Raw genomic sequence first — 13147 nt, 5'->3', positions numbered from 1 at the left:
CCCCCGCGACGGCTCCACATTCGCCCACGCCCCCACACTTGGGGCCCCGAACCCCCGGACGAACAGTTCGAGAGCGTGCTGGGGGCAACCCCTCACGCGTTGGAATCCCGTATCCTCCGCCCAGCCTCACCGGGCTGAACGAAGTGCCCGGACCACTCAGCGGTCGGGGCACTTGTCGTTGGCTGGTCTCAGTTTGGCCTCAGTTGGGCCCACAAGGTCCACCTCGGCGGAGCAGCCGTCGCGAGATGCACCGCAAGGGGGCGGAGGCTGCGGCACAGGGTCCGGACCGACTCCGGGGGTGCGACCGCAGGCCCCAGCCGACCGCAGGCCCCAGCCGAGCGGAAGCGTCAGGCGAGCGGAAGCGCGAAGACACCGGCATATCAGCCGAATCCCGCCCAGTGCCCGCTCGGGTATGTCCTTACACAGACCTGACCGCTATCGTGCTCTTAATGTTGCAGGATGGTTATACGAGAGCGCCACTGCCCTCCGTCCGCCGGACATCCCCCGCACCTCCGGCGGAGAGACCGTCAGCGCCACCTGCACCTGCGAAGGCCGACCGGCCGTCCGGTCGCCGCGATCCGTTCCTCGACAATGCGAAGTACCTCACCATCGTGCTGGTCGGGGTCGGGCACCTATGGGCACCCATGCAGGGCGACAGCCGCACCGTCAGCGCCCTGTACGCCACGCTCTACGCCTTCCACATGCCGGCCTTCATCATCATCTCCGGCTTTCTCTCCAGGAGTTACGAGGGCACCCCGCGCCAGATCAAGCGGCTCGTCACGGGCGTCCTTGTGCCGTATCTGGCGTTCCAGACGGTCTACACGCTGTTCATGCGGTGGCTCGACGACCCGCAGCGGGAGTTCCATTACCAGGAGCCGGGGTTCGCGCTCTGGTTCCTCGTCGCATTGTTCGTGTGGCGACTGACCACGCCGGTGTGGAAGAACCTGCGCTGGCCGATGCCTGTGGCCCTGGCGATCGCCGTGGGTGCGAGTGTCACGCCGAGCATCAGCAGCGACCTGGACCTGATGCGCATCGCGCAGTTCCTGCCCTTCTTCGTCCTGGGGCTGCAACTGCGGCCGGAGCACTTCGAACTCGTACAGCGTCGTGCAGCCCGCCGGATCGCGGTGCCGGTGACGGCCTGTGCACTGCTGCTGGCGTACTGGTCGGTGCCCCGGATGTCTTCCGACTGGTTCCTGCGGGAGAAGTCCGCGGCGGAGATGGGGGTGCCCGCCTGGGTCGACGCGACGATGGTGCTGGCCGTCTTCGGCTGTGGCCTGGTGCTGACCGTGTGCTTCCTGGCCTGGGTTCCCCGTCGGCACATGTGGTTCACCGCCCTGGGCGCGGGCACGCTGTGCGCCTACCTGCTGCATGTGTATCCGATCAAGCTCTCCCGCGAGCTGGACTGGTACAGCCTCGGCTGGGTCGGCCACCCGGCGAGCCGTGTCGCCCTGACGGTGCTCGTCGCAGCAATGATGACGCTCCTGTGCACCTCTCCCGTACGCAAACTGTTCCGGTCCCTGATGGAACCAGCCATGCCCTGGTTCTTCCGGGCCGGCCAGCAGGCAGGAGGCGCGGCTCACGGAAAGCGGCCGAAGCGGGACCGCTCGGTGCGCTGATCGGCTCGCTTTGCCGCCCACGGCATGCCGACGGCTGAAGTGCCCCTCACTCGTCAGAACGTGGTTGCCCGATCGCCCGGACATCTCTTTCTACAGTGCTGTAGTTTTTCCGTCGGGGCCTCAAGCCGAGGCCGCCGGGTCCGCCAACGGCACGAAAGGAGAAGAACGTGGGAGTTTCCCTGGCCAAGGGTGGCAATGTCTCGCTCAGCAAGGAGGCACCGGGGCTGAGCGCGGTTCTGGTCGGCCTGGGCTGGGACGTGCGGACCACCACCGGCACCGACTACGACCTCGACGCCTCGGCCCTGCTGTGCGACGAGGCCGGCAAGGTCGTCTCCGACCAGCACTTCGTCTTCTACAACAACCTCAAGAGCCCGGACGGTTCCGTCGAGCACACCGGGGACAACCTCACCGGCGAGGGAGAGGGTGACGACGAAGTCATCAAGGTGAACCTGGCTGCTGTCCCCGCTGAGATCGCCAAGATCGCCTTCCCCGTCTCCATTCACGACGCCGAGGCGCGCTCGCAGAACTTCGGGCAGGTGCGAGGCGCCTTCATCCGGGTCGTCAACCAGGCGAACAACCAGGAGATCGCCCGCTACGACCTGACCGAGGATGCCGCGACGGAGACGGCGATGGTCTTCGGAGAGCTGTACCGGCACGGCGCCGAGTGGAAATTCCGCGCCGTCGGCCAGGGCTACGCGTCCGGCCTTGCCGGGATCGCGGCCGACTTCGGCGTCAACGTCTGATATCGCCGCACGAGACCGCTGCCCCGCGGCCGGTGTGCCGTGGGGCGCTCCCCTGATCCGTGACCCACTGCCACTCGAACCGAGGACCCTGAGATGTCCGTGAACCTGTCCAAAGGCCAGCAGATCAACCTGACCAAGTCCGGCGGTGGCTCGCTCACCAACGTGCGGATGGGGCTGGGCTGGCAGGCCGCACCGCGTAAAGGATTCCTTGCAAAGCTCGCCGGAGCCCGAGAGATCGATCTCGACGCCTCGGCCGTACTGTTCGCGGCCGGTGAGCCGGTCGACGTCGTGTTCTTCCAGCATCTGGTCAGCGACGACGGCTCGGTCCAGCACAGTGGCGACAATCTCGTCGGTGGCACCGGCGCGGGCGACGACGAGTCCATCAGCGTGGCACTCGAACGTGTTCCGTCCCGGGTGGACCAGATCATCTTCACGGTGAACTCCTTCACCGGTCAGACCTTCGAGGAGGTGCAGAACGCCTACTGCCGCCTCATCGACGAAAGCTCCGGCCAGGAACTCGCCCGCTACACCCTCACGGGAGGCGGGCCGCACACAGCGCAGATCATGGCCAAGGTCCACCGGTCCGGCGGAGGGTGGCAGATGGCCGCCATCGGCGAGCCGGCACAAGGACGCACCTTCCAGGACCTGCTGCCTGTGATCGCCCGTCACCTGTGACGTCCGCGGGCCAGTCGGTCACGGGTGGTGCAAAACCGGGAGCAACTGGCCCACCCCGTGGTCGATTCCGCGCGGCTGGGGCCCGTCAACCGGATGACTACGGGCTGAAGAACGAGCTGCAGAGCCCGTTCGCGGGGCTCCAGGTTCCCCGCCGCGCTTCTTGGCCCCGACGATCACGAGAACGACGATGAGCAGCAAGGCCAGTTCACTCAGCCCGAACACCAGGTCCACTCTCCTGAGACAGATGGCACAACACGCCGACACCGGCAGTGACTTGAAAACTACAGTGCTGTAGAAGCCTGGCGTAGCGTAGGGCCTGCGGCAAGTACGCCTCGTGACCGGGGCAGGACTGCACGCACTCAAGTGCTGGCACGGCATACGAAGGAGAACGCCCGCGATGGTGTTCAAACGGCTTCTCGGGGCTCTCGGAGTCGGCGGCCCCTCGGTGGACACGGTCCTGGACGACGGACCAGTACGGCCGGGCGGCCCGCTCTCCGGCGAGGTGCATCTCGAAGGCGGCTCCGCCGACTGCGAGATCGAGCAGATCATCCTCGAGCTCGTCGCCCGGGTGGAGGCGGAGCACGGTGACGAGGAGCACGAAGGCGTGATCGCTTTCGACCGCATCACGGTCGGCGGCGGATTCCGCCTCGCAGAGGGCGAGCGGCGCGACGTGCCGTTCACGGTCGCTCTTCCGTGGGAGACACCGATCACGGAACTGCACGGCCAGTCCCTCGGCGTGATCCTCGGCGTCCGTACGGAGCTGGCCGTGGCGGGAGCCAAGGACAAAGGCGACCTCGACCCCCTGCGGGTGGCCCCGCTCCCCGCGCAGGAAGCCGTACTGGAGGCTCTGGGACAGCTCGGGTTCGGCTTCAAGTCCGCGGACCTGGAACTCGGCCACATCCACGGCACGGGACAGGCGCTGCCCTTCTACCAGGAGATCGAACTCTCCCCGGCCCCGCAGTATGCGCACGCCGTCAACGAGGTGGAGGTGACCTTCCTCGCCACCCCGGGCGGCATGGAGGTCGTCCTGGAGGCCGACAAGCGCGGCGGACTCTTCTCCGAGGGACACGACGCCGTCAACCGCTTCACCGTCAGCCACGAGGGCGTCGAGCACCTCGACTGGAACACCGAAGTCGACTCGTGGGTACGGCGGATGGTTGAGCACCATGGCGGCTACGCCGCGGACCACGTCGGGCCGCACCCGCCCCACCAGGGCCATGGATTCCACCACGACGACTCCCATGGCGGCCACCACCGCTCCGGCCCCAGCACAGGCGCCGTCGTCGCCGGCGCGGCGGCCGGTGTCGCCGTCGGCGTGGCCGGCGGGTTCGTGGCCGCCGAGGTCATCGACGAGGTCTTCGACGACGATGACGAGGAGGAAGAGGAGGACTGAGCCCCGGCGGGGACTCGTTGTGCCCTTGTAGGGGAGGGTGCACCCGCAAGCAGGGGGCGGCCGATGGGTGAACGGTGGCCGGCAAGGCGCTCTGCCTTCCGGCCGCAGCCGCAAAGTGTCCGCCCTGCCGTCCCCCTCTGCACTCGGCAGCCTGTGCACGGTTCAGCCGCCCCTGCCCCAGCGCCTCGGAAGAGGAAAGAGGGCGCCGCCGATTACTTCTACAGCCTGTAGAATTCCCGTCCCCGGTGCGCACAGGCAACCGGGGCCGACAAGGAGAACGGAGTTCGCATGGCCCTCTGGGACCGCATCAAGGAATCGGCGCAGACGATGCAGAGCCAGCTGGAGGCGAAGAAGAACGATCTCAAGAGCGGAGCCTTCCGGGACGCGAGCATGGCGATGTGCGCCCTGGTCGCCGCAGCCGACGGCAGCATCGACCCCGACGAGAGGCGCAAGGTCGCCCAGCTCATCGCGACCAACGAAGTACTGCGGAACTTCCCCGCCGAAGACCTGCAGGCCAGGTTCGAGGCCAACTGCGACAAGCTGACCGCCGACTTCGACTTCGGCAAGGTCAGCGTGATGCAGGAGGTCGGCAAGGCCAAGAAGAAGGCCGCCGAGGCGCGGGCCGTCATCCAGATCGGCATCGTCATCGGCGGCGCCGACGGCCACTTCGACAAGGACGAACAGGCCGTCGTCCGCGAAGCGTGCTACGCACTCGGGCTGCCGCCCCACGAGTTCGACCTCTGACCGCACGTACCCACGCCTGACCGCCAGGACGCCCGCGGCGGTTCCGGCTGCCTCCACCGCGCCCGCCGCCTCTTGGGAAGGCGATGTGGTCAAGGCGGTCGGCAGAAGACCGATGGGCGGTGCGCGCCAGGCCGCGTGCCGCCTTCTGCCTGCTTCCGTCTCTTCCGTTCGCCAGTCCCGCGCGACCGGGAGCCCATGTCGCTCGGCTCACGCGGCAAATTGGCTAACGTAGGTCACCAGGCAGCAAGGGAGGAGCCATGGACAGGGCAGGGCAGCAACCGGGGCGGCGGCGCGGGCAGGGGCAGCTCGAAGCCATGGTGCTCACGGCGCTCCACGAAGCCGACGAACCGGTGACCGCTGCATGGGTACGGGACCGGATGGGCGGCGGCCTCGCCTACACCACCGTGATCACCATCCTCTCCCGCCTGCTCGCCAAGGGCGCGGTGACGCGGAAGAAGGCCGGACGCGCCTTCGTATGGACACCCTCCGCCGATGCGGCGGGCCTCGCGGCGAACCGTATGCGCCAGCTCCTCGACAAGGAGAACGACCGGGGAACAGTCCTGACCCGCTTCGTCTCCGGGCTGACCGGCGAGGACGAGCAACTGCTGCGGGACCTGCTGACGAAGAGCCACGACAGCTCTGCGGCAGACGGCGCTCAGGAAGACGGCACCGGCCCGGAAACAGACGGCACCCGAAGGAAGCGCGACTGAGCCGTGGGCCTGTTCGTCCTCCTCCCCCTCGTGCTGCCCCTGACGTCCTGGCCGGTGGCCCGGCTCGCGGAGCGGCGTCTGCACCCGCGTACGGCGACGCTCCTGCTGGCCGCGGTCGGCGCGGTCCTCGCGGCGTGCAGCACCCTGTGCCTCGGGCTCCTGGTCGTCGTCGGCACCGCGCAACTGCCGGGCAACCCGCTGCCCGACGGCTGGTCGGACCCGGAAGTCAGGCAGGCCGTCCCCTACGACGAGGTGCTGGGACAGGTTTCAATTCCGGCGCTCGCCGCCCTTCTCGCCACGTGCGGCGCCACCCTCGTCCGCCACCGGCGCGTCCACCGAAGGGCTTTACTGGCGCTTGAGGGGGTGCGGAACACCTCTGTCGCGGTCCTTCCCGACAAGGCCCCGTACGCCTTCGCTCTGCCCGGCACCCGGCGCAGCCGGAAACGGATCGTCGTATCCACCGGCATGCTCGACGCCCTGGAACCCGCCGAGCGGCGCGCGCTCTTCGCTCACGAGCGGGCGCATCTGGCCGCCCGCCACCACCGTCTTCTGCTGCTCGCGCGGCTGTCCGCCAACGCCCACCCGTTCCTGCGGCCGCTGCGAACGGCCGTCGAGTTCGGCGTCGAACGCTGGGCCGACGAAGAGGCGGCACACTCTGTCGGCGACCGGCGCCTGACAGCCCGCGCCGTGGGCAAGGCCGCACTCATCGCCGCATCCGGCCCGCTGAGCGGTGTTCTCGCCTTCGCAGCCGCGGGCCAGGTGCCGCGCCGCGTTCAAGCCCTGCTCGCCCCCGCGCCCACCACCCGCCTGTGGCGCCCTCCGGTCACCGCCTCCGCGTTCGCCACCTGGCTGGCAGCGGCAGGCGCCGCAGCCTCCGCCCTGTCATCCGCAAACGCCGCCATCACCCTGGCGTTGATCCTCCAGGCAGCCACGCCGCTCTGATCCGCGGTTCCCGGCCACCGCTCCGACGTTGACCGCGGCTCCATACCCGCTCCTGGCTCCCCCACTGACGAAAGCCGTGCCGGGCCGCTGTCCAACAAGCCCCGCTCCGGCGGTAGCCCTACGACGCGTGCGGTCCCCATCGCCGCGGTCGCACTCCAGCCGAGCTCCAGTGAAGTGAGCTGAGCCACAAGCTGTCACAGCGCCCGAAGGCGCGGTGTCTTGAGGCCGAGCACCTGGAATCGGAGGAGGCACCATGGCTGGGAACACGCATGTGGTCGTGATCGGTGGCGGATACGCGGGCGTGATGGCCGCGAACCGGCTGACGCTGCGCGACGATGTGAGCGTGACGCTGATCAACCCGCGCCCGGACTTCGTCCACCGGCTCCGTCTGCACCAGCTGGTGGGCGGGACCCACGACGCGGTCGTCGCCTACCGGGACGTCCTGGCCGAGCGCGTGCGGCTGGTGGTCGACACGGTGACCCGTATCGACGCGGCCGAGCGCAACGTCGTGACACAGGCGGGCGGCGCCACCCTCGACTACGACTATCTGGTCTACGCCGTGGGCAGTGGCAGCGCCGAACCGGACATGCCAGGGGTGGCCGAGTTCGCCTACCCGGTCGCCACCCTGGAGGAGGCACAGCGGCTGCGCGCGGTCCTCGACGCCGCGCCCGCCACGGCCGAGGTGACGGTGGTCGGCGCCGGTCCCGCCGGCATCGAGACCGCCGCCGAGCTGGCGGAGCGGGACCGCCGGGTGACCCTGGTCTGCGGTGGCGTGCTCGGCCCGTATCTGCACACCCGGGGCCGGCGCTCGGTTGCGAAAGGGCTCGCCAAACTCGGTGTGACGGTCGTCGACGGCTCCGGCACGAAGGTGACGGCGGTGACCGGCGAGGCCGTACGGCTCGCGAACGGCCGTGAAGTGGCGAGCGAGATCACCGTGTGGGCGGCCGGATTCGGCGTCCCCGATCTGGCCGCCCGCAGCGGGCTGAGCACCGATGCCGAGGGCCGCCTGCTCACGGACGAGACGCTGACCAGCGTGGACGACGCACGCATCCTCGCCGCCGGGGACGCGGCGTCACCTTCCGGCCTGCCGCTGCGGATGAGCTGCCTGAACGCGTCGCCGCTGGCCGCCCGGGCCGTCGAGACCGTGTTCAGCCGACTCGCGGGCGAGCAGCCGGAGAGCCTCCGCCTGTCGTTCTACGCCCAGTGCATCAGCCTGGGCCGCAGCGCGGGCATCTACCAGTTCGCCAACAGGTCCGATGTCGCGATCGGGGTGCACATCGACGGCGGCCTGGGCGTCAGGATCAAGGAAAAGGTCTGCACGGCCACCCTCGAACACCTGGCCACAGAGGCGAAGAAGCCCGGCTCGTTCCGTCTGCACCAGTCGCCGGGAGGAGTCGCCAAGCGCCGGCAACTGCTGCGCACCCACGGCGCCGAGGCGCCGACCGCCGCCGGCCGGGCAGCCTGACCGGTGCCTGCCGCGAGGCTCTTGCCGTGGACACACGCGAACGTGGTCGGCCATCCGGGCCGACCCCGAAGGACGAGGAGAAGGGACGAGAGATGAGCGACGAGGCCACCGGCCCGGCGACCGAGACGTTCCTCGCCCACCGCAACCTGCTCTTCACCGTCGCCTACGAGATACTCGGATCGGCCGCCGACGCCGAAGACGCCCTCCAGGAGACCTGGCTGCGCTGGGTCAAGGCCGACCAGCGGCAGGTGCACGACCAGCGCGCCTACCTGGTGCGGATCACCACCCGCCAGGCGCTCAACCGGCTGCGCACCGTGAAGCGTCGCCGGGAGGCGTACGTCGGCCCCTGGCTGCCCGAGCCGCTGCTCACCACGCCGGACGTGGCACAGGACATCGAGCTCGCCGAAAGCGTGTCGATGGCGCTCATGCTCGTCCTGGAGACGCTCTCCCCGACCGAGCGCGCCGTCTTCGTGCTGCGCGAGGTCTTCGACATCGGCTACGACGAGATCGCGGCCGCCGTCGACAAGAGCCCCGCGGCCGTCCGCCAGATCGCCCACCGCGCCCGTCGGCACGTCGACTCCCGCCGCCCCCGCCGGGTGGTCTCCTCACGGGAGGGTCAGGCGGTCCTGGAGTCGTTCCGGCGCGCTGTCGACACCGGGGACCCGCAGGCGCTCCTCGATGTGCTCGCCCCCGAAGTCGTCCTGATGAGCGACGGCGGCGGCATCAAGCACGCCGCGCTGCGGCCGGTCACCGGCGCCGAGCAGGTGGTCCGTATGTTCGCCGGCGGCATCGGCAAGTTCGCCGGCAAGATCACCGCCGAACCGACCGTGGTGAACGGCAGCCCGGCACTCCTGGTCCGCCTGGACGGCGAGATCGACGGTGTCATGGCCCTCCGCGTCGAGGACTCCCTCATCACCGGCCTCTACTACGTCCGAAACCCGGAGAAACTGTCCCACCTGACGTCCGAGACCCCACTCACCGTGCGCTGAACCCTTTCCTGGACGCACCCGACCCCGATGGGTCCGATCCGACCCGATCCTGCCTCCACCCTCCCTGCCGGACTCGACATCGCGCCGGTCCTGACGCCACTTCCCGCCACTGGCGGGGTACCGCTGAGGGCCGGCGCGCCCATTTCCGGGAAATTCCTGGAAACCGTCGGCCTTCCAAATTCTCCGTCTCCACCGGCGCATTCCTGCGCGACATCACCGTGTGGCAGAGGGCGTCTTCCGGCTGCCCGTCTTTACCATCCGGTTGTGTGACATGGCTCCCAAAAACGGTGCTTCTCGGTCGGCCGCTGCGTACGGAACAACTGCGGGAAAGGCTGCTGCCCAAGCGGCTGGCCCTGCCGGTGTTCTGCAGCGACCCGCTCTCCTCGGTCGCGTACGCCACCGAGGAGACGCTGCTGATCCTGGCTCTCGGCGGTACCGCCTTTCTGGACCTGGCCTGGTACATCGGCCTCGTCATCGTGCTGCTGCTGACCGTGGTGATCGCCTCGTACCGGCAGACGTGCCACGCCTATCCGCACGGCGGTGGCGCGTACGCCGTCAGCGCCGACAACCTCGGCGCCACCGCAGCACTGACCGCGGCCAGCGCGCTGCTGGTCGACTACGTGCTGACCGTGGCCGTCTCCGTGGTGGCGGGCGTCGCCGCCGTCACCTCGGCCGCCCCTGCCCTGTCGGGCCACGCGGTCGGGATGTCGGTCGGCTTCGTGGTGCTGCTGGCGCTGGTGAACCTGCGCGGAGTCAGAGAAACCGGACGGGCTTTCGCGGCGCCCACCTACGGGTTCGTGCTCGGCATCTACGTGATGTTCGCTTTCGCCGCTGTACGGATGGCGAAGGGTGCCACCATTCGCGCCGAATCCGCTGATCTGCCCATCCACGCCACCAGCAGTTTCGCCGGAGTGGCGCTGGTGTTCCTGGTCATGCGGGCGTTCGCCTCCGGCTGTACGGCGCTGACCGGGGTGGAAGCGATCAGCAACGGCGTACCGGCCTTCGCCAAGCCGAAATCCCACAACGCGGCAGCCACGCTGGCGATCATGGGGCTGATCTCCGTGAGCATGTTCACCGGCATCACGGTCCTGGCGCTGGTCTACCAGGTGCATGTCGCCGACGACCCCACCGCACTCGGGCTGCCGGCCGACGCCTCCCCGCCCACGGCCCTGGCCCAGATCGCGAGGGCCACCTTCGGCGACGTCCACTTCCTCTTCTACTACCTGCAGGCGGCGACCGCGGGCATCCTCATCCTGGCCGCCAACACCGCCTTCAGCGGCTTCCCCACCCTCGCCTCGATCCTCGCCCAGGACCGCTACCTGCCCCGGCAGTTGCACCACCGCGGCGACCGGCTGGTGTTCTCCAACGGCATCATCCTGCTGTCGCTGGCCGCCGTCGGACTCATCGTCGCCTTCAACGCCAGCGTCACCGCGCTCATCCAGCTCTACATCATCGGCGTCTTCGTCTCCTTCACCCTCTCCCAGGCCGGCATGGTCAAGCACTGGAACAAGCTGCTGCCGCAGACCTCGGACAGGGCGGAGCGCGTACGTATGCACCGCTCACGCCTGATCAACGCCACCGGGGCGACTTTCACCGGGATCGTGCTGGTGATCGTGCTGATCACCAAATTCACCCACGGCGCCTACATCGTCATCCTCGCCATGCCGCTGCTCTTCCTCGCCATGAAAGGTGTGCGCAGGCACTACGACACTGTCACGGCCGAGCTTGCCGTACCGCCCGAAGCGCGGCCGGAGCGCCCTTCCCGCAACCACGCGATCGTCCTGGTCTCCAAAATCGACGCCCCCACCATGCGGGCCATCGGTTACGCCCAGTCCATCCACCCCCACAGCGTGGTGGCTCTGACCGTCGCCGAGGAGCCGCAGGAGACCGCCGCCCTGCGGGACGCGTGGGAGCACCACGACATGGGCGTGCCGCTGGTCGAGCTGGAATCGCCGTACCGCGAGATCAGCCGCCCGGCACTGAGCTACGTACGCGGTCTCCGCAAGGAAAGCCCCCGCGACGTGATCACCGTCTTCATCCCCGAGTACGTACCCGACCACTGGTGGGGCCAGCTCCTCCACAACCAGAGCGCGCTCCGGCTCAAAGCCCGCCTGCTGTTCACCCCAGGCGTCATGGTCACCAGCGTCCCTTACGTGCCACACCCTCACGAACACCACGAGCACCACTAGCTCTATGAGAACCCGCGAGCATTATGAGCACCACGATCACCAGCACGGCCCCGGCACACGACTCGGACCGGGCCATCGACATGGCCGGCACGCCAGTCCGCCAGCGGGTGACATGGACAGCACAGCGGACGAGCCGGTGCAGGCGCATACTGGGCGCAATGACAAAGCCTTTTGCACCGAAGCGTCATCTGCCCAGCAGCCCCTTCAAAGCTCCAGTCGCGCCGGCTCCCAAGCACTTCGCCGTTGGCGACCAGGTCACACACGACACCCACGGCCTCGGCCGGGTGATCGGCGTCGAGGACGGAGTCGCGGCACTCGTGGATTTCGGCCCCGCGCAAATGCGGATCTTGAGCCCCTACACCAAGATGACCAAGCTGTAGGACCGAACGTGCCCGGTCACGGCACGCCGGGCCCCTTCGAGGGCCTGTACCGGAAGGAAGCCCCACTCATCGACCCGACCTCGCTGTTCTCCGCCCCGGAAGAGCACTCGCGCCGCTTCGCTGCGGCATTGGCGCCTCCGACGACAAACCCCTTCCAGGCCCCCGACTTCGGGGAGGACGACAACTTCCCGCCCGCGGATGGACAGGGGCCCGTTCCGGACGCGCGCGCGGTGCGTCCCGAGGCAACTGGCGGCTAGCAGCCGGCAGCGGCCAGGGACCAGACCGACGCCGACGCGGCAGGGCGCATCGGCCGTCCACGGCGATGTGGATTCCGTCCCCTGCCGCGTCCACAGGCTGACGGCGCAACCATCCGGCCGCCTGGCGCCGGACGCCACATCAAGGACACCGTCCTCCACCGCCCCCGAGCGGTCCTCACAGGACCGAGCCCGGCGGTGAGAGGTGGTGAGGCGGTGAGGCGCGCTCGAAAACCAGTGGCACGGCGCCGCTGAGCGCCCCTACCGTGCTGCCGGACCGAGTCGTCTACTCGAGGACGTGCCGTTGTACACCCTGTGAGTTTTCCCGAGCGCTGATTGGTCGCGCGTCGCACATGTGCGCCGCGCTGCTTCTTGCTGCGGATTTCTCACTGAAACCGGTGTACTTCTGTGCTCAACACCTGGGTGGTCATGCCCACCTGCCTGCCGCTCGTTCTCCGTCGCTGCCATATCTGCGGGTCCGAGCGCTTCCGGACAAACGGAAAGTTTCGCGTCAACGCGAACCACAAGCTCCTCGACGCCTGGCTCCTCGCGCTCTGCACCGCTTGCGGGGGGACCACAAAGCTCACGGTTCTGGAGCGGAGGAATGTGCGCTCCATACGGCCCGAGCTGCTGGACCGGCTGCACAACAACGACCTCGGCCTGGCCGCCGAGTTGCTCCAGGACCCGGCCGTACGGCGCCGCAACTGCATCGCCCTCGACTGGGACAACACCTGGCGCCTCGACACCGGCGGATCGGATCACCTGCATCACGAGGTAATCGACATCTCCGTCCGCTTCGCGGCCCGGATACCCGTCCGGCCGGTACGGCTGATCGCTGAAGGCTGCGCCCTTTCACGGGCCGAGGTCGAGAGACTCCTCAAGGAGGGCAGACTCGTCTCAGCAGTCCGGCTGAACGCCAGACTGTCCGCCGACTTCACCTTCACACTCAAACGCTGACCCCTTCTCGGCGTCAGGATCCTGGGGCCTGTCCGGCTCGGAAAATCCGCCGGACAGGCTCCAGCTCCCCCCGGGAGACTGTCGAGACGG

General features: G+C 68.7%; 13 protein-coding genes. All 13 read left to right on the top strand.

Annotation, left to right across the window (positions count from 1 at the left end; translation table 11 throughout):
* The first annotated feature begins 449 nt into the window (after positions 1-449).
* The 13 genes from JW592_RS32055 (at position 450) to JW592_RS31995 (ending at position 13057) form a co-directional block, all read left to right on the top strand.
* Positions 450-1616: an acyltransferase family protein gene (locus tag JW592_RS32055; RefSeq protein WP_209268805.1), complete on the top strand. Its 1167-nt coding sequence runs from the start codon at positions 450-452 to the stop codon at positions 1614-1616.
* 167 nt (positions 1617-1783) lie between these two features.
* Positions 1784-2359 (top strand): TerD family protein, encoded by a 576-nt coding sequence (locus JW592_RS32050; protein ID WP_209268804.1) that lies wholly within the window; start codon positions 1784-1786, stop codon positions 2357-2359.
* A 93-nt stretch (positions 2360-2452) separates the two neighbouring features.
* Positions 2453-3034: a TerD family protein gene (locus JW592_RS32045; RefSeq protein WP_209268803.1), complete on the top strand. Its 582-nt coding sequence runs from the start codon at positions 2453-2455 to the stop codon at positions 3032-3034.
* A 397-nt stretch (positions 3035-3431) separates the two neighbouring features.
* A complete protein-coding gene (locus JW592_RS32040; RefSeq protein WP_209268802.1) occupies positions 3432-4427 on the top strand; it encodes a sporulation protein in 996 nt (331 codons plus the stop codon).
* 288 nt (positions 4428-4715) lie between these two features.
* Complete coding sequence (locus tag JW592_RS32035) at positions 4716-5171, top strand: tellurite resistance TerB family protein (RefSeq protein WP_209268801.1); 456 nt, start codon at positions 4716-4718, stop codon at positions 5169-5171.
* A 257-nt stretch (positions 5172-5428) separates the two neighbouring features.
* A complete protein-coding gene (locus tag JW592_RS32030; protein ID WP_209268800.1) occupies positions 5429-5881 on the top strand; it encodes a BlaI/MecI/CopY family transcriptional regulator in 453 nt (150 codons plus the stop codon).
* A 3-nt stretch (positions 5882-5884) separates the two neighbouring features.
* Positions 5885-6823, top strand: coding sequence for a M56 family metallopeptidase (locus tag JW592_RS32025; protein WP_209268799.1), 939 nt, complete (start codon positions 5885-5887; stop codon positions 6821-6823).
* A gap of 253 nt (positions 6824-7076) precedes the next feature.
* Positions 7077-8288 carry an NAD(P)/FAD-dependent oxidoreductase gene (locus JW592_RS32020; protein WP_209268798.1) on the top strand — a complete coding sequence of 404 codons (1212 nt, stop codon included), beginning with the start codon at positions 7077-7079 and terminating at the stop codon, positions 8286-8288.
* Between the two features lie 92 nt (positions 8289-8380).
* Positions 8381-9277 carry an RNA polymerase sigma-70 factor gene (locus JW592_RS32015; RefSeq protein ID WP_209268797.1) on the top strand — a complete coding sequence of 299 codons (897 nt, stop codon included), beginning with the start codon at positions 8381-8383 and terminating at the stop codon, positions 9275-9277.
* 266 nt (positions 9278-9543) lie between these two features.
* Positions 9544-11466: an APC family permease gene (locus tag JW592_RS32010; protein WP_209268796.1), complete on the top strand. Its 1923-nt coding sequence runs from the start codon at positions 9544-9546 to the stop codon at positions 11464-11466.
* Between the two features lie 158 nt (positions 11467-11624).
* Positions 11625-11846 (top strand): hypothetical protein, encoded by a 222-nt coding sequence (locus JW592_RS32005; protein ID WP_209268795.1) that lies wholly within the window; start codon positions 11625-11627, stop codon positions 11844-11846.
* 8 nt (positions 11847-11854) lie between these two features.
* Positions 11855-12103, top strand: coding sequence for a hypothetical protein (locus tag JW592_RS32000; protein ID WP_307805620.1), 249 nt, complete (start codon positions 11855-11857; stop codon positions 12101-12103).
* Between the two features lie 405 nt (positions 12104-12508).
* Positions 12509-13057, top strand: coding sequence for a DUF1062 domain-containing protein (locus JW592_RS31995; protein WP_209268794.1), 549 nt, complete (start codon positions 12509-12511; stop codon positions 13055-13057).
* Positions 13058-13147 lie beyond the last annotated feature (90 nt).

The sequence above is a fragment of the Streptomyces spirodelae genome (assembly GCF_017676385.1).
Lineage (GTDB): Bacteria > Actinomycetota > Actinomycetes > Streptomycetales > Streptomycetaceae > Streptomyces > Streptomyces spirodelae.
Note: the sequence above shows the minus strand (reverse complement) of the source record. Positions and strands in the feature narration are given on the sequence as shown.

Excerpts from the sequence above, each read along its gene's own strand:
- JW592_RS32055 (WP_209268805.1), top strand. The coding sequence starts at position 450 with ATGTTGCAGGATGGTTATACGAGAGCGCCACTGCCCTCCGTCCGCCGG.
- JW592_RS32045 (WP_209268803.1), top strand. The coding sequence starts at position 2,453 with ATGTCCGTGAACCTGTCCAAAGGCCAGCAGATCAACCTGACCAAGTCC.
- JW592_RS32040 (WP_209268802.1), top strand. The coding sequence starts at position 3,432 with ATGGTGTTCAAACGGCTTCTCGGGGCTCTCGGAGTCGGCGGCCCCTCG.
- JW592_RS32035 (WP_209268801.1), top strand. The coding sequence starts at position 4,716 with ATGGCCCTCTGGGACCGCATCAAGGAATCGGCGCAGACGATGCAGAGC.
- JW592_RS32030 (WP_209268800.1), top strand. The coding sequence starts at position 5,429 with ATGGACAGGGCAGGGCAGCAACCGGGGCGGCGGCGCGGGCAGGGGCAG.
- JW592_RS32020 (WP_209268798.1), top strand. The coding sequence starts at position 7,077 with ATGGCTGGGAACACGCATGTGGTCGTGATCGGTGGCGGATACGCGGGC.
- JW592_RS32015 (WP_209268797.1), top strand. The coding sequence starts at position 8,381 with ATGAGCGACGAGGCCACCGGCCCGGCGACCGAGACGTTCCTCGCCCAC.
- JW592_RS32005 (WP_209268795.1), top strand. The coding sequence starts at position 11,625 with ATGACAAAGCCTTTTGCACCGAAGCGTCATCTGCCCAGCAGCCCCTTC.